We start from the raw sequence: 19,821 nt of genomic DNA on the forward strand, positions 1-19,821 counted from the left end.
CAGCAAGGTTTGGGCTGGGCTTCTTCGCTATCGTGCTCGGGTGCTCTGGGCTGAGCGAACTACGCGAATTTCATGGCAAAAGTTCATGGCGCCGGGAACCTGGGTGCCTGGCAGGGCAAGACAACAGCGGAGCGTTTCAATGGACCGGGGTGGCGGACAGTTCCTTCAGTTCGCGGATGGTGATCTCCGATTTTTCATGCATGCGCAATAAAATCGTCGCTCCCACCGCCAGTTTGCCGTGCCGAATCTTGCTGATGATGGGGGGCTGCACTTCCAGTACCCGGCACAGTTCCGCATCATTTTTCAGGTTCATTTTCTCGATCAGGGTATCGAGCAGCTTGTTGGGCACAAAACTCGATGGTTCGAGCGCGCGCGCCCGGTTCATCGCTTCAATCATTTCCAGCTTCTTTTGCCGAACGTTCATTTACTCCTCCTTCAGGTTATGCAAGGGACGGGACCTGTTGAAAACGGTCCCGGCTATATTTCGTCATCGCAGTACGGCTGTCTGGGTGACGTAGTACAACATTCGCGTTACAACATTGATAACCAGGCAAGTGTTTTCAATAATACTACGATAACAAAACTTGTGATACATGGTCAGTTAAATTAACTGATTGTTTGATCAATTCGGTTGACGTTTGTTGTATTTTGTAAGCCCGATTTCGTCAGGATCATGGTCCTGTCCGCCATTTCAGCGGCGGCCAGCGAATGCGTGACCATGATGGCGCAACTGCCGTTGGCCTTGATTTCGGCGCGCAGCAATTGCAGGATGCTGTGCGCCGTATCGGGGTCGAGATTGCCGGTGGGCTCGTCGGCCAGCACCAGCGCCGGCTTGTGCACGAGCGCGCGGGCGATCGCCACGCGCTGCATTTCACCGCCCGACAGTTGCTGCGGAAAATCGCCGCCGCGTCCGCCCAGGCCGACCGCCTCGAGCATGCTGGCGGCACGCTCCTGGGGCAGGCCGTTGAGCAACAGCGGCAGGGCCACGTTTTGCAGCAGGGTCAGGTGCGGCAAGACGTGGAAGGCCTGGAAGATAAAGCCCATGCGGGCGCGGCGCAGCCGGGTGGCGGCGGCGTCATCGAGGCTGGACATGGCAATGCCGTCCACCAGGATAGGGTGCGCTTCGGTGCCCGCATCGGGCGTATCGAGGCCGGCGATCAGGTTCAGCAAGGTCGACTTGCCGACGCCGGAGTCGCCCATGATGGCAATGAACTCTCCCGCGGCAAAGCGGCAGGAAAGGTTGGCCAGCACGGGTCGTGCATTGGCGTAGGACTTCGACAGATGGCGCAATTCGAGCATGGTGATCTTGATTAATAACGGCTATCGTAAAGGGAGGCACGCGGGGGAGAGGGGGGCCTGGGACTGCAATGGCGCGCGGATTGTTTGGCCGGCAATGTGTAGTATACGACAGCCTTATCATTTTTGCTGGCAATACCACTTTTGCGTGTGCGGACACGGCGCGGCCGGGCGCTGACCTTAAGTTACCTGCCGCACGGCTGGCTCGGCCGGATTCCGTTATGATGGAAAAAAATCATCGGTCATCCCAGGTAAAGGCGCCTGCCGCCGGCTGCAGCGCGGTTGGCGGCGCGCGTTGCCTGTCCGCTGCCCGATGCCCGCTGCAAGCCGAGCAAGCCCTTCGTGAACCTTGATAGACGACGCCAGCCCATGACCATGCCACTTGCCCAGCAACACTCCGATATGCCCGCCGCCAGCGATGCTCGGCTGGCCGCTGCCGCCACCCTTGCCGAGCTCAGTAGCGGCTTGCTGCAGCGCGAGGCCAGCACCTCGCCCAAGTATCTGTACGATACCCTCGGCTCCAAGCTGTTCGAAGCCATCTGCGCCTTGCCCGAGTATTACCCGACGCGCACCGAGGCGGCCATCTTCGCGCGCCACGGCGCGGACATCGCCCATGCGGTGGGGCCGGGCAGCACCCTGATCGACCTGGGCGCGGGCAATTGCGCCAAGGCCGCCAGCCTGTTTCCCCTGCTGCACCCGGCGCAATACGTGGCCGTGGATATTTCCTACGATTTCCTCAGCGAATCGCTGGGCCGCTTGCAGCAGCGTTTTCCGCATATCGAGATGACGGGCCTGGGCCTGGATTTCTCCAGCCGCCTCGACTTGCCGGCCAGCGTGCGCGACGCGCGGCGCCTGTTCTTTTATCCAGGTTCGTCGATCGGTAATTTTGCGCCGGAGCAAGCGATTGCCTTTTTGCGCCGCTTGCGCGCGAATGCCGACAGCGATGGCGGCCTGCTGATCGGCGTCGACCTGATCAAGGACGCCGCCATCCTCGATGCCGCCTATGATGACGCGCTGGGCGTGACGGCCGCCTTCAACCTGAACATGCTGCGCCACGTGAATGGCCTCATCGGCGCCGATTTCGACGTGCGCGCCTGGCGCCACCACGGTTTTTTCAACGCCGATGAAAGCCGCGTCGAGATGCACCTGGAAGCGCGCAGCGAGCAGCTCGTGCGCTGGCAGGGCGGGCAGCGGCGCTTCGCGAAAGGCGAGCGCATCCACACGGAAGACAGCTATAAATACACGCGCGCCGGTTTCGTCGGCTTGCTGGAGCAGGCCGGGTTTGCCGCCGCACAAGTCTGGACGGATCCGCAGCAGTGGTTTGCCGTGATGTACGCCAGAGTGATCCGAGACTGACAACGCCTGACCAGACCGACTGCGCGTCGCGCTTGGCGGCCTGCGATGCGCACCGTGCCACAGTACGGTTGCGCTTCTCCGCCACCAATCACTGCCGCTCGCTGCGGTTTTTTCAGGCGTTCAAGATGCCAACACAAGACAAAAAACACCATGCTGATCGATCATTACAATAAAGTGCGCACACATTCCCTGCGGCTGGCCGAACCGCTGTCCGACGAGGATTGCGGCGCCCAGTCGATGCCGGACGCCAGTCCCGTGAAATGGCATCTCGCGCATACCACCTGGTTTTTTGAAACGTTTATCCTGGAAAGCATGGAAACGGCGTTCGCACCGTTCCACCCGGCCTTCCGCGTCCTGTTCAACTCGTATTACAACGGCGTGGGCGAGAAGCACCCGCGCGCCCAGCGGGGTCTGCTGACACGGCCCGGCATGGACGTCGTACGCGCCTACCGGAGCGATGTCGATGCGCGCATCGGCCGCCTGCTGGCTGGGGAACTGACGCGCGACGCGCGCGAACGGCTGACCATGCTGCTGGCGCTGGGCCTCGAGCACGAGCAGCAGCACCAGGAATTGCTGTTGACGGACGTTAAACACCTGCTGGCGCAAAGCCCCTTGTTTCCCGCGTATGGGGAAGGCGCGGCGGCGCCACCGGCGGCGCCTGCACCAGCGCCTGCCTGGATCGCCTTTGACGGCGGCCTGACGCAGATCGGCCATGCGGGCGACGGCTTTTGCTTCGACAATGAATTACCGCGCCATCCGCAATACGTGGCGCCGTTCCAGCTGGCCAGCGCGCTGGTGACGAATGCCGAATTTCTCGCCTTCATCGAGGCGGGCGGCTACCGCACGGCGCATTGGTGGCTGGCCGAAGGCTGGGACTGGGTGCGCAGCCAGCAGCTGACATGCCCGCTGTACTGGCAGCGCGATGACGCCGGCCGCTGGCAGGAATTCACCTTATTCGGCTTGCGCCCGCTGGACCCGCAGGCGCCGGCCACGCACCTGTCGCTGTTCGAGGCGGACGCGTATGCGCACTGGGCCGGCGCGCGCCTGCCGACGGAAGCCGAGTGGGAAGTGGCGGCGCAGGGCGTCGCCATGGAAACGGGCCAGTTGCATCCGGCCGCCGGCGCGCCGGGCGCAGGCTTGCGGCAGATGTTCGGCCACTGCTGGCAGTGGACCAGCAGCAGCTATGCGCCGTATCCGGGCTACCGCACGGCGCCCGGCGCGCTCGGTGAATACAACGGCAAGTTCATGCTGAACCAGTATGTGCTGCGCGGCTCGTCGTGCGCCACGCCGGCCGGCCATGCGCGCGCCAGCTACCGCAATTTCTTCCCGGCCGGGGCGCGCTGGCAATTTGCCGGCATCCGCCTGGCGCGCCAGGTGGAAGCGTTGAGTTAATTCAGGCGCGGCACGGAGGAGGTCTTCGCGCTGCCGGGTTCAGGCCGCTCCAGCTTGAACTGGCTGACGAGGGTTTCCAGTTCGCCCGCCTGCGCATGCATGGCCGCCGCCGCCGCGGCCGCCTGCTCGACGAGGGCCGCGTTTTGCTGCGTCGTCTGGTCCATCTGCATGATGGCGGCATTGATCTGCTCGATGCCTTCGCTCTGCTCGTGGTTGGCCACGCTGATGTCCCCGACGATGGCGCTGACCCGGCCCACGCTGGCCACCACTTCATCCATCGTCGCGCCCGCCTGGCTGACCAGCTGGGCGCCCTGGCCGACCCGGCTGACGGAGTCGGCGATCAGTTCCTTGATTTCCCGCGCTGCGCCGGCGGACCTTTGGGCCAGATTGCGCACTTCGGACGCCACGACGGCGAAGCCGCGCCCCTGTTCGCCGGCGCGCGCCGCTTCCACGGCCGCATTCAAGGCGAGGATATTCGTCTGGAAGGCGATGCCGTCGATGACGGCGATGATGTCGACGATCTTGCGCGACGAGGCATTGATGGCGTCCATGGTGCCGATGACTTCCGCCATGGCCGTGCCGCCGCGCTGGGCGATGGCGGACGCCGAGCGGGCCAGCGTATCGGCCTGGCGCGCGTTGTCGCTGTTGCTGCGCACGGTGCCCGTCAATTCGATCATCGACGAGGCCGTCTCTTCCAGGGCGCTGGCCTGCGCCTCCGTGCGGGCCGACAGGTCGGCATTGCCGCTGGCGATCTGGCTCGATGCCACGGCGATCGTGCCCGTGCCGTTGCGCACTTGGCCCACCAGGGTGGCCAGGTTGTCGTTCATGTCGCGCAGCGCGTGCAGCAGCTGGGCCGTTTCATCCTTGCCTTCGGCCACGATCTTGCTGCTCAAGTCGCCCGCGGCCACGGCTTGCGCCACGCGCAGCGCATACGCGATGGGCGTGGTGATCGAACGCGTGACCCGCCAGGCAAAGAGCACGCCCAGCAGCAGGGCGGCCGTGCCCAGGCTGGCCATCAGGATATTGGCCGTGGAAATATGCTGGTGGATTTGCCGGCCGCCGTTCAGCACGACTTCGCGCTGGATGTCGTTGAGGCGGTTGACGGTGGCCTGCAGCCGCGTCAGGGCGGGCAGGGTATCGTCGCGCACGTGCTTGGCCGCTTGCGCCCGCTGTCCCGCCACCAGCAGCTGGTCGGCCTGGCTGAACGAGACGACATAGGCCTTGCGCTGCTGCTTCAGGGTCGCCAGCAGTTCCTTGCCTTCCGGCATCACGACCAGGCGGTCGAGGATGGCCAGCGCATCGGTGATGGTGGCCTTGTTGGCGTCGATTTCGCCGTGGATGGCGCTGGCGCGGGCCGGATCTTCATGGATGAACAGTTCCAGCACCAGGGCCGCGTTCGAGCGCGTGGTGCTGCGGATGGTGGCGATGGCGTCGGCCTTGGCCCAGTCGCGCTCGATGATGGAATCGCTGAGCGCGCCGATCCTGTCCAGGCGCAACAGGCCCGTGCCGACCAGCACCGCCATCAGCAGCAGCACCACGCCAAAGCCCGCACCCAGGCGCGCGCCTATCTTCATATCCGTCAATTTCATGCTGATTCCCTCGGTAGCTAATGATCTGTCTCCGCTGGTCTTGTTATGAAACGATTATACGATCGGCGATACCTGATTTGCACCACTAATTGCCTTGTAGAAATGAAAAAGCGGCACGGCGATCAAGCCGTACCGCTTTTTTTCCCTATGCGGGAGGTCCGCAGAGTGCTCAGGCGGCGCTGGCTGCCACGGCGGCTACTGTTGTTTTTTCGGCTTCCGTCTGCCCGATGCGGCGGTTCACGGCCGACAGCACGGCCTTGAACGAGGCGGTGACGATATTGCTGTCGATGGCCGCGCCGAACAGCGTCGGGCCATTGTCGAGGCGCAATTCCACGTAGCAGGCGGCCTGGGCATTGGCGCCGGAACCGATCGAGTGCTCATGGTAGTCCATCAGCTTGATGTCCAGGCCCAGCGCATTGACGAAGGCGTCGATGGGGCCGTTGCCGCCGCCTTGCAGGGCCAGCGGCGCCTGGCGGTGCGACAGGCTGATGTCGATTTGCACGGATTCATCGCTGCTCGTGTCTTCCACCATGCGGTGCGAAGCGTAGGCGTACGGCGCCGTCTGCTCCAGGTATTCCTTCTGGAAGATTTCATGGATATCCTGCGCGGCGATTTCGCGGCCCGTGGCGTCGGCCACGGCTTGCACGGCGCGCGAGAATTCGATCTGCAGGCGGCGCGGCAAGACCAGGCCGTATTCCTGTTCCAGCAAGTACGCCATGCCGCCCTTGCCAGACTGGCTGTTGACGCGGATCACGGCGTCGTAGCTGCGGCCCAGGTCGGCCGGGTCGATCGGCAAGTACGGCACTTCCCAGATGCTGTCCGGTTGTTGCTTGGCGAAACCTTTCTTGATCGCATCCTGGTGCGAGCCGGAGAATGCCGTAAAGACCAGGTCGCCCGCATACGGGTGGCGCGGGTGGACGGGCAGCTGGTTGCACTCTTCCACGCACTTGCGCACCGTGTCGATGTCGGAGAAGTCCAGGCCCGGGTGCACGCCCTGCGTGTACAAATTCATCGCCAAGGTCACCAGGTCGACGTTGCCCGTGCGCTCGCCATTGCCGAACAAACAGCCTTCCACGCGGTCCGCGCCCGCCATCACGGCCAGTTCGGCCGAGGCGACGGCCGTGCCGCGGTCGTTATGCGGGTGCACGCTGATGATGATGGCATCGCGGCGCGCCAGCTTGCGCGACATCCATTCGATCTGGTCCGCATACACGTTGGGCGTGCTGCATTCCACGGTCGATGGCAGGTTGATGATCATCTTGTTGGCCGGCGTCGGCTTCCAGATGGCGCTGACGGCGTCGCAGATATGCTTGGAGAAATCGAGTTCCGTGGTGGAGAACGATTCCGGCGTGTATTCGAAGCCCCATTCCGTTTCCGGATGCTGGGCCACCAATTGCTTCACCAGGGTGGTGCCGGTGGTGGCGATCTGCGTGATTTCTTCGCGCGACATGCCGAACACGACCTTGCGGAACACGGGCGCCACGGAGTTGTACAGGTGCACGATGGCGCGCTTGGCGCCGACGACCGATTCCACCGTGCGGCGGATCAGCTCTTCGCGCGACTGGGTCAGCACGATGATGGTGACGTCGTCCGGGATGCGGCCTTCATCGACGAGCTTGCGCACGAAGTCGAAGTCCGTCTGCGATGCCGATGGGAAACCCACTTCGATTTCCTTCAGGCCGATGGCGATCAGCATCTCGAAGAAGCGCAGCTTCTTTTCCGCGCTCATCGGCTCGATCAAGGACTGGTTGCCGTCGCGCAAGTCGGTGCTCATCCAGATAGGCGGTTTGCTGATGATCTGGTTCGGCCATTGACGGTCGGTCAATTTGACGGGAGGAAAGGCGCGGTATTTGGAAGCTGGGTTCTGCAACATCATGATCGGGTACTCCTGAAGATAGGGGGAAATCAAGGGTTGTGGCGCAAGCTTGCCGGGCGGCCACGCAACACTAGGCCAGGCAAGCGATCGGTAGCGGTAGCAGTGCGGCCGCGATGCCGGCAGGGGCGGTCGCAGCGGGGAGTACGTGTACGTATGGGAATGGTGCAAACATCATCAAACCTTCCAGGGTTTTTGAAACACGCCGGCGTGTGGCCAGGCGAAGCAATGCGGCAAACTTATGCGCGTGCTAGTAGTAGTCGCGATAGCGACAGCAGGGAAGGGGATGGATGATTGAAGGAGGACATGCACTCAATGTAAGGGAAGTGGGGCGGGGCTGTCAAGCGTTTCCGTTTTACATGTAGTGCACATGCGCCGCCTCGTTCGGCATTTCCTGCCGCGCGCGTTCCAGGCAGCGCCGCAACAGGGCCGCATCGCGGGGCAGGCGTGCCGCGAAGGCTGGCCAGCCGCGCAGTTCCAGCTGTTGCGGCATGTCCACCAGGCCCGTGATGGCATCCCAGAAGGCATCCCAGTTCATGCCGTAAAACGCTGGAAATCCCAGCGCGGCCGCCAGGGCCGCGTGCAGCTGGCGCGCGGTGTTGATCTCGCTCAAGTCGATCGTCACCAGGGCCGGTCGATTCACAGTATGCCCTTGAGCAAGTTCTGCAGGTTGTGCCGCATGCCGCCGACCACTGCCTCGTGCTGTTCCAGGATGGCGGATGCATGCTGGAATGGTGCCGGATCGAGGTACAGGCGCGGCAAGTCGGCCACGGCCACGCCGCGCGGGCCGCCGCGCAGGATCTCGTCCACGTGCTTGTCGATCGAGGCGACGGCAGCCTGGATGCGCGGCGTGGCAGATGCCGCCAGGCAGGCGGCCAGCGCGGCGTCGAGTTCGGCGCGCGCGGGCGCTTGCGGCAGCACGGGGGCGGCAATCTGTTCCAATGGCGACATGTTGACGGCGGGCTTGCGGTACGCGAGCAGGGTATCGAGCGCCATCAGCCGGTGTGCGCCGCCGCGTTGCAGCCAGTCAACGATTTGTGGCCACGGCGTGGCCAGCAGGGCGGACGCCACGCCCCATTGCCCCGCCACAGGCGAGCCGATATTGGCGTCGATCCAGGTGATGGCGGCCGGGTTGCCCGTGTAGGCCAGCAGGATGGCGTTCGACGAGCGCAGCGCGGGCGCCTGCGTGGCGAGGATGGCGGTCAGCCAGGCGAGGGCGCCGTCGGGCGGCTGCTGCGATAACTGTTGCGCAAATGGTTCGCTCAAGGCGCGGCTGTCGGCAAATTGCAATTGTTCTGGCATGTGGGTCGGAAGGCAAGGGTCAAACGCCAGTGTAGCAGCAGGGCAGGGCCGCACGTTCCCGTGAAAATTGTCACTATAAACATTTAAGACAGTCTTCAGTGCCGGCGGTCCCGCTTGCGCTACAATCGGCTCTCCTTTGTTTGCCACTGCCGCGTGCGGTTCTCTTCACCACTATGTTCCCTAAACGCCTGACCCTGCTTGCCCTGGCCGCCTTCGTGCTGGCCGGCTGCGACACCACCGCCCCGAAACCCGTACAAGTTTTGACGCCGCCCGAGCCCGTCGTCGCTCCCCGCAAGATCAAGATCGGGCTGGCGCTGGGCGGCGGCGCGGCGCGCGGCTTCGCGCACATCGGCGTGATCAAGGCGCTCGAATCGCAGGGCATCGTCGCCGACATCGTCACCGGCACCAGCGCTGGCAGCGTGGTGGGCGCCCTGTACGCGGCCGGCAACTCCGGTTTCGCCCTGCAAAAGATGGCCTTCGACATGGACGAGGCGGCCATTTCCGACTGGGCCTTGCCCCTGTTCGGCAAGTCGTCCGGCGTGTTGAAAGGCGAAGCGCTGCAAAGCTATGTCAACAAGGCCGTGGGCGGCGTGCCGCTGGAAAAATTGAAAATTCCATTCGGCGTGGTGGCGACCGATCTGAAAAATGGCCAGCCGATCCTGTTCCAGCGCGGCAACACCGGCATGGCCGTGCGCGCCTCGTCGGCCGTGCCGGGCGTGTTCCAGCCCGTGACGATCGCCGGCCATACCTATGTCGATGGCGGCCTGGTGGCGCCCGTGCCCGTGCGCTTTGCGCGCGACATGGGCGCCGATTTCATCATCGCCGTGAATATCTCGTCGCAAACGGATACCCAGAAGGCCATCAGCTCGATGGAGGTGCTGATGCAAACCTTCGCCATCATGGGCCAGCGCATCAACCAGTTTGAATTGAAGGATGCGGACGTGGTCATCCAGCCCAGCCTGGGCACCATGAAGGGCAACGATTTCAACAGCCGCAACCAGGCCATCCTGGCGGGCGAGCAGGCGACCTTTGCCGTGATGGCGCAGCTCAAGCAAAAGCTGAAAGCCAAGCGCGAGCAGTAGGCGCTGATGCTGGTCCTGCGATTCTGGTCCTGCATTTCGTATACAATTTTGCTTCAACATAACAAGGATGCCTCATGCAATCGAAACCGGTTTTGACCCTGGATGACGTAAAGAAAATCGCCGCCGCCGCCGAGGCGGAAGCGCTCAAGAACAACTGGGCGGTCACGATCGCCATCGTCGACGACGGCGGCCACCTGCTGTGGTTGCAGCGCCTCGATGGCGTGGCGCCGATTTCCGCGCACATCGCGCCGGCCAAAGCCAAGACGGCCGCGCTGGGCCGCCGCGAATCGCGCATCTATGAAGAGCTGATCAATGGCGGCCGCGTGTCGTTCCTGAGCGCGCCGGAAATCGAAGGCATGCTGGAAGGCGGCGTGCCCATCGTGTTCGAAGGACACCACCTGGGTGCCGTCGGCGTGTCGGGCGTGAAGTCGACGGAAGATGCGCAGATCGCCAAAGCGGGTATCGCCGCCCTGGTGTGATGGACGCCTGGCCAAACCTGCTGCGCGGCGCGCTTGGCGGCCGGCGATGCTCACCGTACTGTAGTACGGTTGCGCTTCCCGGCCACAAATCACTGCCGCCCGCTACGGTGTTGCCAGGTGCCGTGACGTCAACTGTGATTTATGTGATGTAAGTAATAACCGCAATTGTGTATTCAGAAGAATGAACCAGCCGCCCCGCGCAAGCCGGGCGGCTTTTTCATGGGGCGCCGGATTTATGCTGCTGCGCAAAAAATTGCCGGGCTTTCTGAATTTTCTTCCTTGTGGAAAAGCTTCCTTTTGGTTATAATTCAAAGGTTTAGCCAATCACACATATACCGTAGCGACTACCCATCCCCTCATTCAAAATGACCGTTGAAACGCCCTGAGTGCATCTTGCTCGGGTAACTAGGCGGTCGGTCTGACGTGGCGCAGCTACGGTAACTTTATCAGGAGTTGCCCTTGCCGCCATTTTTTTCTGGCCCTGCCGTTCCAGCCATATTAGCGCTTGCTGATGGAACGATTTTCAAAGGTTTTTCGATCGGTGCCGCCGGTCATACCACGGGTGAGGTTGTTTTCAACACCTCCATGACCGGGTATCAGGAAATCCTTACCGACCCAAGCTATTGCCGCCAGATGGTCACCCTGACCTATCCCCATATCGGCAATACGGGCGTCAATCCGGAAGATGTCGAATCTTCCAAGGTTCACGCCGCTGGCCTCATCATCCGCGATCTGCCATTGCTGGCATCCAATTTCCGTTCCACTCTCTCCCTGTCCGATTACCTGAAAGCTGAAAATATCGTCGCCATCGCCGGCATCGATACACGCAAGCTCACGCGCATCCTGCGTGAAAAAGGCGCGCAGGGCGGCGCCATCCTGGTAGGCACGCAAGGCAACGAGCCATCTAGCGCCCAAGCGCTGGAACTGGCCCGCTCCTTCCCCGGCCTGGCCGGCATGGACCTGGCCAAGGTGGTCTCGGCCAAGGCGGCGTATGAATACCGCGAAACGGAATGGACCTTGGGCGAAGGCTACGGCCAATTGGCCGATGCCGATGCGAAATACCACGTGGTCGCCTTCGACTACGGCGTCAAGCGCAACATCCTGCGCATGCTGACGGCACGCGGCTGCAAAGTCACCGTGCTGCCGGCGCAAGCGACGGCCGCCGACGCCCTGGCACTGAATCCGGACGGCATCTTCCTGTCGAACGGTCCCGGCGACCCGGAGCCGTGCGACTACGCCATCGCGGCGACCAAGGAGCTGATCGAGAAGGGCATCCCGACCTTCGGCATCTGCCTCGGCCACCAGATCATGGCGATCGCTTCCGGCGCGAAGACGCTGAAGATGAAGTTCGGCCACCACGGCGCCAACCACCCGGTGCAAGACCTGGAAACGAAACAGGTCTTGATCACCTCGCAAAACCACGGTTTCGCCGTCGACGCGGCAACCTTGCCCGCGAACTGCCGCGTGACCCATGAATCGCTGTTCGACGGCTCCCTGCAGGGCTTTGCCCGCACGGACAAGCCGGCCTTCTGCTTCCAGGGCCACCCTGAAGCGTCGCCGGGCCCGATGGATGTTGCTTACCTGTTTGACCGCTTCATCAACCTGATGGCTGCGGAGGAGAAAAAGAAAAATGCCTAAACGTTTAGATATTAAAAGTATTCTGATTATTGGCGCTGGCCCGATCGTGATCGGCCAGGCCTGCGAATTCGATTATTCCGGCGCGCAAGCGTGCAAGGCCCTGCGCGAAGAGGGCTACAAAGTCATCCTGGTCAACAGCAATCCTGCGACCATCATGACGGACCCGGAAATGGCCGACGTCACCTACATCGAACCGATCACCTGGTCGGTCGTCGAGCGCATCATCGCCAAGGAGCGTCCTGACGCCATCTTGCCGACGATGGGCGGCCAGACGGCGCTGAACTGCGCGCTGGACCTGTTCAACAATGGCGTGCTGGCAAAATACAACGTCGAGCTGATCGGCGCATCGCCGGAAGCCATCGACAAGGCGGAAGACCGCTCGAAGTTCAAGGACGCGATGACCAAGATCGGCCTCGGTTCGGCACGCTCCGGCGTGGCGCACTCGATGGAAGAATCGTGGGCCGTGCAGCGCACGCTGGGCTTCCCGACCATCATCCGTCCATCGTTCACCATGGGCGGTTCCGGCGGCGGCATCGCCTACAACGAAGAAGAATTCGAAACCATCTGCAAGCGCGGCCTGGAAGCGTCGCCGACGAAAGAGCTGCTGATCGAAGAATCGCTGCTGGGCTGGAAAGAGTATGAGATGGAAGTGGTGCGCGACAAGGCGGACAACTGCATCATCATCTGCTCGATCGAAAACCTCGATCCGATGGGCGTGCACACGGGCGACTCGATTACCGTCGCTCCTGCGCAAACGCTGACGGACAAGGAATACCAGATCATGCGCAATGCCAGTCTGGCAGTGCTGCGCGAGATCGGCGTCGACACGGGCGGCTCGAACGTGCAATTCTCGATCAACCCTGTCGATGGCCGCATGATCGTCATCGAGATGAACCCGCGCGTGTCGCGTTCGTCGGCCCTGGCCTCGAAAGCGACGGGTTTCCCGATCGCCAAGATCGCCGCCAAGCTGGCCGTCGGCTTCACCCTGGACGAGCTGCGCAATGAAATCACGGGCGGCGCCACGCCGGCATCGTTCGAACCGTCGATCGATTACGTCGTCACCAAGATCCCCCGTTTCACGTTCGAGAAATTCCCGACCGCCGACCACCACCTGACGACGCAGATGAAATCCGTGGGCGAAGTGATGGCCATCGGCCGTACCTTCCAGGAATCGTTCCAGAAAGCCTTGCGCGGCCTGGAAGTGGGCGTGGACGGCATGAACGAAAAGACCAAGGACCGCGAAAAGATCGAAGAAGAACTGGGCGAGCCTGGTCCTGAGCGCATCTGGTACGTGGGCGACGCGTTTGCCCAGGGTTTCACGCTGGAAGAAGTGCACCAGCTGACCAAGATCGACCCATGGTTCCTGATCCAGATCAAGGAAATCGTCGACCTGGAACTGTGGCTGGACACGCAGAAGCTGGAAAACCTGGACAAGAACACCCTGTACAAGTTGAAGCAGAAGGGCTTCTCGGACCGCCGCCTGGGCTTTTTGCTGCAGACGACCGACACGGCCGTGCGCCAGCAGCGCCATGCGCTGAACATCCGTCCTGTCTACAAGCGCGTCGACACGTGCGCGGCCGAGTTCTCGACCGACACGGCGTACATGTATTCCACCTACGACGAAGAGTGCGAATCGAATCCGACCGACAAGAAAAAGATCATGGTGCTGGGCGGTGGCCCGAACCGTATCGGCCAGGGTATCGAGTTTGACTATTGCTGCGTCCACGCGGCCCTCGCCATGCGCGAAGACGGCTACGAAACCATCATGGTTAACTGCAACCCAGAAACGGTTTCCACCGACTACGATACCTCGGACCGCTTGTACTTCGAATCGCTGACCCTGGAGGACGTGCTGGAAATCGTCGCCATCGAAAAACCGGTGGGCGTGATCGTGCAGTACGGCGGCCAGACGCCTTTGAAGCTGGCGCTGGACCTGGAAGCGAATGGCGTGCCCATCATCGGCACCTCGCCCGACATGATCGACGCGGCCGAAGACCGCGAGCGTTTCCAGCAGATGCTGCACACCCTGGAACTGCGCCAGCCGCCTAACCGCACCGCGCGCACGGAAGCCGACGCCCTGGCGCTGGCGCAGGAAATCGGCTACCCGCTGGTGGTGCGTCCATCGTACGTGCTGGGCGGGCGCGCCATGGAAATCGTCCATGAGCAGCGCGACCTCGAGCGCTACATGCGCGAAGCCGTCAAGGTCTCGCACGATTCGCCCGTGTTGCTGGACCGCTTCCTGAACGACGCCATCGAGTGCGACGTCGATTGCATCTCCGACGGCGAAACCACCTTCATCGGCGGCGTGATGGAACACATCGAACAGGCTGGCGTGCACTCGGGCGACTCGGCTTGCTCCTTGCCGCCATACTCGCTGGCACCGGAAACCATTGAAGAACTGAAACGCCAGACGGCGCTGATGGCCAAGGGCTTGAACGTGGTCGGCCTGATGAACGTGCAGTTCGCGATCCAGAAGCAAGAGATCGACGGCGAAATGAAAGACGTCGTCTTCGTGCTGGAAGTCAACCCGCGCGCCTCGCGCACCGTGCCTTTCGTCTCGAAAGCCACGGGTCTGCAACTGGCGAAGATCGCCGCCCGCTGCATGGTCGGCCAATCGTTGGCCTCGCAAGGCATCACGCAGGAAGTCGTGCCGCCGTATTTCAGCGTCAAGGAAGCCGTGTTCCCGTTCGTCAAGTTCCCGGGCGTGGACACCATCCTGGGCCCTGAAATGAAATCGACGGGCGAAGTCATGGGCGTGGGACTGACCTTCGGCGAAGCGTTCGTGAAATCGCAGCTGGGCGCCGGCGTCAACCTGCCGAAGTCGGGCAAGGTCTTCATCAGCGTGAAGGCATCGGACAAGCCGCGCGCCGTGCAAGTGGCGCGCGACCTGGTCGAGTCCGGTTTTACCGTGGTCGCCACCAAGGGCACGGCCGCCGTGATCGCCGCCGCCGGCATCGCCGTCACGCCGGTGAACAAGGTGATCGAAGGCCGTCCGCACGTGGTCGACATGATCAAGAACCACGAAATCGTGCTGGTGATCAACACGGTGGAAGAAAAACGCAGCGCCATCGTCGATTCGCGGGCCATCCGCACCTCGGCCCTGGCGTCGCGCGTGACGACCTATACGACCATCGCCGGCGCGGAAGCGGCCGTCGAAGGCATCCGTCATCTGGATGAGTTGCGTGTGTACGATCTGCAAGGTTTGCACAAGACCCTGCAGCAAGCATAGTCCGCGTGTCATTTGCAGTGGCCGCCGTTAGGCGGTACACTGCATGCTTATCAACCACAGAGTTCCGTGCAGAGCAGCGCGCGGCCTCTGTGGTTTTCACTTGGTAAGTCCGTTACCGTGACAAAACATGGCCAACGACGCCGATAACTAGCAGATAGTAGAGATAACATGACCTCAGTCCCATTGACCAAATACGGCGCAGAACTCTTGAAGGAAGAGCTGCATCATTTGAAGACCAAGGAACGCCGCATCGTCATCGATGCGATCGCCGAAGCGCGTTCGCACGGAGATTTGTCGGAAAACGCCGAATACGATGCCGCCAAGGAGCGCCAGGCCTTCGTCGAAGGCCGCATTGCCGAACTCGAAGGCAAGCTGGGTGCCGCGCAGATCATCGACCCGACCGCGCTCGACGCGGAAGGCCGCGTGGTGTTTGCCTCGACCGTGAACCTGGAAGACCTGGAATCGGGCCAGAAAGTCACGTACCAGATCGTGGGCCTCGATGAAGCCGACCTGAAAATGAACAAGGTGTCCGTGACGTCGCCGATCGCCCGCGCGCTGATCGGCAAGTACGCCGGCGACGTGGTGGAAGTGCAGGCGCCGTCCGGCCCGCGCGAATACGAAATCCTGGAAGTGCTGTACATCTGATGCTGAGCCGCCTGCGCATCCTCGTTGCCACCCTGTGGGCTGGCAGTCTGTGGACCATCGGCTTCGTTGTCGCGCCCACGCTGTTCGGCACCTTGAGCGACCGTGTGCTGGCAGGTAATATCGCCGGCAGCATGTTCCGTGCCGAAGCGTGGCTCTCCATCGCGTGCGCGCTGGTCCTGCTGGCCTTGCTGCAATGGGCGCCTGGCGTGCTGGAACTGAAGCGCCGCCGCCTGCTGGGCGCGCTGGTGCTGTCCATGCTGGTGTGCGCGCTGCTCAGTCATTTCGGCATCACGCCGCTGATGGCCGAGCTCAAGGCGCAGGTGCCGGCTGGCCTCATGGACGAGGCCATGCGCAGCCGCTTCGGCCTGCTGCATGGCGTGTCGACCGTGATCTTCGCCGTGCAGAGCCTGCTGGCGGGCGTATTGATCTGGAAACAGCAGTAAAGTGTTAACCGCCGGGGTCAGACCCGCCGGGTCTGACCCCAAAAAAAAGCGGAGCAGGGGATATCCCGTGCTCCGCTTCTTGTTTCAAGCCCGGCCGCCTTGCGGTGGCCGGGTGAACAGGCTTACTTGCTGCCCAGTGCGCTTTTCTTGGCGCTCTTCTGACGTGGCTTGGCACGCTTGATGGAACCGCCTTCGGTAACGCGCTCATTGCCCTTGATCATGACTTTCGTCACGCTGGGGCGCTTGGTGCCGCTGGCGCTGGCCTTGACGATGGTCACTTCGCGCATGCCTTTGCCGGCGCTGACCTTCTCCTTAACCACTTCTTTTTTCGGACGGTAGATTACCAGCAGTTTGCCAATATGTTGTACCGGGGCGGCGCCGAGATTGCCGCAAATCGTATCGTACATTCCGACGCGGGCTTCGCGGTCGTCGCCGAACACGCGGACTTTAATCAGGCCGTGCGAATCCAGGCCAAGGTCGATCTCTTTGAGGACAGCAGGTGTCAAGCCCGCTTCGCCAATGATGACGATAGGCTTCAGCGCGTGTGCTTCGGCGCGCAGTGCGCTGCGCTCTACGGGTGTAAGTTTTAGCATAATAATATTTAGTAATTCCCTTAAAAGCAGTATTCTACGCGAATGGCAAAGAAGAAATTAAACAAAAACTGGTTGCACGACCACATAAATGATCCTTATGTGAAGTTGGCGCAAAAAGAGGGCTACCGCGCCCGGGCAGCATACAAGCTGAAAGAAATCGATGAAGACGAAAAACTGATCAAACCTGGCCAGGTGATCGTCGACCTGGGCTGCACTCCCGGCAGCTGGGCCCAGTACACGCGGCGCAAGCTGGCCGGCAAGGATGGCGGCGGGGTCAATGGTACCCTGATTGGCCTGGACATGCTGGAAATGGAACCGATTGCCGATTTCCACTTCATCCAGGGTGACTTCCGCGAAGCGCGCGTGCTGCGCCAGCTGGAGGTGGTGCTGCAGGGCCGCAAGGTCGACCTGGTCCTGTCGGACATGGCGCCCAACCTGTCGGGCATCGCCACGGCGGACGCCGCGCGCATGGAGCACTTGATCGACCTGGCCATCGAATTTTCACAATTGCATTTGAAACCATCGGGCGTCTTGCTGGTGAAATGCTTTAAAGACATGGGTTTCAGCCAGATCGTGGAAAAATTCCGCGCCGAATTCAAGGTCGTGGTGCAGAAAAAGCCCAAGGCCAGCCGCGATAAATCCTCGGAAATCTTCCTGCTGGGCCGTGGAATCAAGAATCCGCTGAAAAATGCCGTGGAAGAAGATGATTCCGCTCTTGATATTTAAGGCGGAATCCGCACATGGGAACGAGAAGTGCTGTACGAGCAATAGCATAAAAGCCTAAATTGTTTATACTGCATTTTTTTGCGTGAACGCGATTTTTTTCGCGCGCACGGATCGGCGGGCTTTGGCACGGCCCGCTTATTGCGAGTAAAATCGTGTTTCTAGCTATAGGTAAAGAGATGCGCACTGCATCCAAGGAGTCTTCGTGAATAACATGTTTTCCAAATCTGCCATCTGGGTAGTCGTATTGCTGCTGTTGTTCATGCTGTTCAAGCAATTCGACAGTCATGGCGCCACAGGCGGCAGCAAGGCCATCGCTTATTCCGATTTGCTGGATGAAGTCAAAGCCAAGCGCGTCAAGGATGTCGTGATCGAAGGTTCGTCGATCACCGCCAAGCTGATGGACGACACCAAGGTGCGTACCACCGCCACCAGCCTCGACAAGGGCCTGATCGGCGACCTGCGCGACAATGGCGTGCATTTCGATGTGCGTCCGCCCGAGGAAGCGTCTTTCCTGCAAACTATTTTTGTTTCCTGGTTCCCCATGCTGCTGTTGATCGGCGTCTGGGTCTTCTTCATGCGTCAGATGCAAGGCGGCGGCAAGGGCGGGGCATTCTCGTTCGGCAAGTCGAAGGCGCGCATGATGGATGAAGCCAGCAACACCGTCACCTTCGCCGATGTCGCCGGTTGCGACGAAGCGAAAGAAGAAGTCAACGAAGTGGTCGACTTCCTCAAGGATCCCAGCAAATTCCAGAAACTGGGCGGCCGCATTCCCCGCGGCGTGCTGATGGTCGGTCCTCCGGGCACGGGTAAAACCCTGCTGGCGCGCGCCATCGCCGGCGAAGCCAAGGTGCCATTCTTCTCGATTTCCGGTTCCGACTTCGTGGAAATGTTCGTCGGCGTGGGTGCCAGCCGCGTGCGCGACATGTTCGAAAACGCCAAGAAGCATTCGCCGTGCATCATCTTCATCGACGAGATCGACGCTGTCGGCCGCCACCGCGGTGCCGGCATGGGCGGCGGTAACGATGAACGCGAACAGACCTTGAACCAGTTGCTGGTCGAGATGGACGGTTTTGAAGCGAACTCCGGCGTCATCGTCGTGGCCGCCACCAACCGCGCCGACGTGCTCGACAAAGCCTTGCTGCGTCCGGGCCGTTTCGACCGCCAGGTGTCCGTCGGCTTGCCCGACATCCGCGGCCGTGAACAGATCTTGAACGTGCACATGCGTAAAGTGCCTATCGGTACCGACGTGAAAGCCGATATCCTGGCCCGCGGCACCCCCGGTTTCTCGGGCGCCGATCTGGCCAACCTGGTCAACGAGGCGGCCCTGTTCGCCGCACGCCGCAGCAAGCGCCTGGTGGAAATGGCGGACTTCGAAGATGCGAAAGACAAGATCTACATGGGTCCCGAGCGTAAATCGATGATCATCCGCGAGGAAGAGCGTCGCAATACGGCTTACCATGAGTCCGGCCACGCGGTCGTCGCCAAGCTGCTGCCGAAGGCCGATCCCGTGCACAAAGTGACGATCATGCCGCGCGGCTGGGCCCTGGGCCTGACCTGGCAGCTGCCGGAACACGACAACTTGTCCGCCTACAAGGACAAGATGCTGGAAGAAATTTCCATCCTGTTCGGCGGCCGTATCGCCGAAGAGATTTTCGTCGGGCAGATGTCCACGGGCGCATCGAACGATTTCTCGCGCGCCACCAAGCTGGCCCGTTCCATGGTGACCCGCTTCGGCATGTCCGACAGCATGGGCGTGATGGTGTACGAAGACAGTGAAAACGAAGGTTTCTTCGGCGGCGCGACGAAGACGATCTCGGAAGCGACCCAGCAAAAGGTCGATGCTGAAATCCGCAACATCCTCGACAAGCAATACGCCCTGGCGCGCACCTTGTTGGAAAACAATCGCGACAAGGTCGAAATGATGACCAAGGCTTTGCTGGAATGGGAAACCATTGACGCCGAGCAAATCAATGACATCATGGCCGGCCTGGAGCCGCGTCCACCGAAAGTCATCCCGCCACGCCGCAATGCGGGCGACAGCGGCACGGGCGGCATTTCGCCGAACGTGACGGCGCCAGCCTGATAACGGCCGCCCTGACGAGCGGCGCACAAGGGTAAGGCAAGAACGAGGGTAAGGAGCGATCCTTGCCCTTTTTCGTTGCCGCGCCAGCTTTCCCT

General features: G+C 61.7%; 17 protein-coding genes. 10 read left to right on the forward strand and 7 right to left on the reverse strand.

Annotated features, from left to right (window positions below; genetic code table 11):
* Positions 1-136: 136 nt before the first annotated feature.
* Positions 137-424 (reverse strand): hypothetical protein, encoded by a 288-nt coding sequence (locus BM193_RS20080; RefSeq protein WP_092799326.1) that lies wholly within the window; start codon positions 422-424, stop codon positions 137-139.
* Between the two features lie 182 nt (positions 425-606).
* Positions 607-1,299, reverse strand: a complete 693-nt coding sequence (locus BM193_RS20085) for an ABC transporter ATP-binding protein (protein ID WP_092799324.1) — start codon at positions 1,297-1,299, stop codon at positions 607-609.
* A gap of 399 nt (positions 1,300-1,698) precedes the next feature.
* Here BM193_RS20085 and egtD point away from each other — a divergent pair, with 399 nt between their 5' ends.
* A complete protein-coding gene (gene egtD / locus BM193_RS20090; RefSeq protein ID WP_254786336.1) occupies positions 1,699-2,652 on the forward strand; it encodes an L-histidine N(alpha)-methyltransferase in 954 nt (317 codons plus the stop codon).
* Between the two features lie 150 nt (positions 2,653-2,802).
* Positions 2,803-4,044 carry an ergothioneine biosynthesis protein EgtB gene (gene egtB, locus BM193_RS20095; protein ID WP_092799320.1) on the forward strand — a complete coding sequence of 414 codons (1,242 nt, stop codon included), beginning with the start codon at positions 2,803-2,805 and terminating at the stop codon, positions 4,042-4,044.
* On the opposite strand, the gene BM193_RS20100 is transcribed toward egtB, so the two are convergent.
* From BM193_RS20100 to BM193_RS20115, 4 genes are all read right to left on the reverse strand, one after another.
* Entirely contained in the window at positions 4,041-5,633 is a 1,593-nt protein-coding gene (locus tag BM193_RS20100) for a methyl-accepting chemotaxis protein (protein WP_254786328.1), read from the reverse strand. The genes egtB and BM193_RS20100 overlap by 4 nt on opposite strands.
* Positions 5,634-5,802: 169 nt before the next feature.
* Positions 5,803-7,509 (reverse strand): 2-isopropylmalate synthase, encoded by a 1,707-nt coding sequence (gene leuA, locus BM193_RS20105; RefSeq protein ID WP_092799316.1) that lies wholly within the window; start codon positions 7,507-7,509, stop codon positions 5,803-5,805.
* Positions 7,510-7,861: 352 nt separating this feature from the next.
* On the reverse strand, positions 7,862-8,149 hold the full coding sequence (locus tag BM193_RS20110; RefSeq protein WP_092799314.1) for a barstar family protein: 288 nt from the start codon (positions 8,147-8,149) through the stop codon (positions 7,862-7,864).
* On the reverse strand, positions 8,146-8,808 hold the full coding sequence (locus BM193_RS20115) for a hypothetical protein (RefSeq protein WP_092799312.1): 663 nt from the start codon (positions 8,806-8,808) through the stop codon (positions 8,146-8,148). The genes BM193_RS20110 and BM193_RS20115 overlap by 4 nt, the downstream gene beginning before the upstream one ends.
* A 173-nt stretch (positions 8,809-8,981) precedes the next feature.
* On the opposite strand from BM193_RS20115, the gene BM193_RS20120 reads away from it, so the two are divergent.
* From BM193_RS20120 to BM193_RS20145, 6 genes are all read left to right on the forward strand, one after another.
* Positions 8,982-9,890, forward strand: coding sequence for a patatin-like phospholipase family protein (locus tag BM193_RS20120; RefSeq protein WP_092799310.1), 909 nt, complete (start codon positions 8,982-8,984; stop codon positions 9,888-9,890).
* Positions 9,891-9,964: 74 nt separating this feature from the next.
* Positions 9,965-10,369 (forward strand): GlcG/HbpS family heme-binding protein, encoded by a 405-nt coding sequence (locus BM193_RS20125; protein WP_092799308.1) that lies wholly within the window; start codon positions 9,965-9,967, stop codon positions 10,367-10,369.
* A gap of 459 nt (positions 10,370-10,828) precedes the next feature.
* Positions 10,829-12,007 (forward strand): glutamine-hydrolyzing carbamoyl-phosphate synthase small subunit, encoded by a 1,179-nt coding sequence (gene carA / locus BM193_RS20130; RefSeq protein WP_092799306.1) that lies wholly within the window; start codon positions 10,829-10,831, stop codon positions 12,005-12,007.
* Complete coding sequence (gene carB / locus BM193_RS20135; protein WP_092799304.1) at positions 12,000-15,236, forward strand: carbamoyl-phosphate synthase large subunit; 3,237 nt, start codon at positions 12,000-12,002, stop codon at positions 15,234-15,236. Before carA ends, carB begins: the two co-directional genes overlap by 8 nt.
* A gap of 168 nt (positions 15,237-15,404) precedes the next feature.
* Positions 15,405-15,881 (forward strand): transcription elongation factor GreA, encoded by a 477-nt coding sequence (gene greA / locus BM193_RS20140; RefSeq protein ID WP_034757428.1) that lies wholly within the window; start codon positions 15,405-15,407, stop codon positions 15,879-15,881.
* Positions 15,881-16,324 (forward strand): DUF4149 domain-containing protein, encoded by a 444-nt coding sequence (locus BM193_RS20145; RefSeq protein WP_175533358.1) that lies wholly within the window; start codon positions 15,881-15,883, stop codon positions 16,322-16,324. Before greA ends, BM193_RS20145 begins: the two co-directional genes overlap by 1 nt.
* 122 nt (positions 16,325-16,446) lie before the next feature.
* On the opposite strand, the gene BM193_RS20150 is transcribed toward BM193_RS20145, so the two are convergent.
* A complete protein-coding gene (locus tag BM193_RS20150) occupies positions 16,447-16,917 on the reverse strand; it encodes a YhbY family RNA-binding protein (protein WP_010397237.1) in 471 nt (156 codons plus the stop codon).
* A gap of 42 nt (positions 16,918-16,959) precedes the next feature.
* On the opposite strand from BM193_RS20150, the gene BM193_RS20155 reads away from it, so the two are divergent.
* Both BM193_RS20155 and ftsH read left to right on the forward strand, forming a co-directional pair.
* Complete coding sequence (locus BM193_RS20155) at positions 16,960-17,643, forward strand: RlmE family RNA methyltransferase (RefSeq protein WP_092799300.1); 684 nt, start codon at positions 16,960-16,962, stop codon at positions 17,641-17,643.
* A 202-nt stretch (positions 17,644-17,845) separates the two neighbouring features.
* The gene (gene ftsH / locus BM193_RS20160) at positions 17,846-19,726 is read left to right on the forward strand and encodes an ATP-dependent zinc metalloprotease FtsH (protein WP_092799298.1); all 1,881 of its coding nucleotides are present in this window, start codon (positions 17,846-17,848) and stop codon (positions 19,724-19,726) included.
* The last annotated feature ends 95 nt before the right edge of the window (positions 19,727-19,821 follow it).

The sequence above is a fragment of the Janthinobacterium sp. 344 genome (assembly GCF_900112025.1).
Classification (GTDB): Bacteria; Pseudomonadota; Gammaproteobacteria; order Burkholderiales; family Burkholderiaceae_D; genus Janthinobacterium.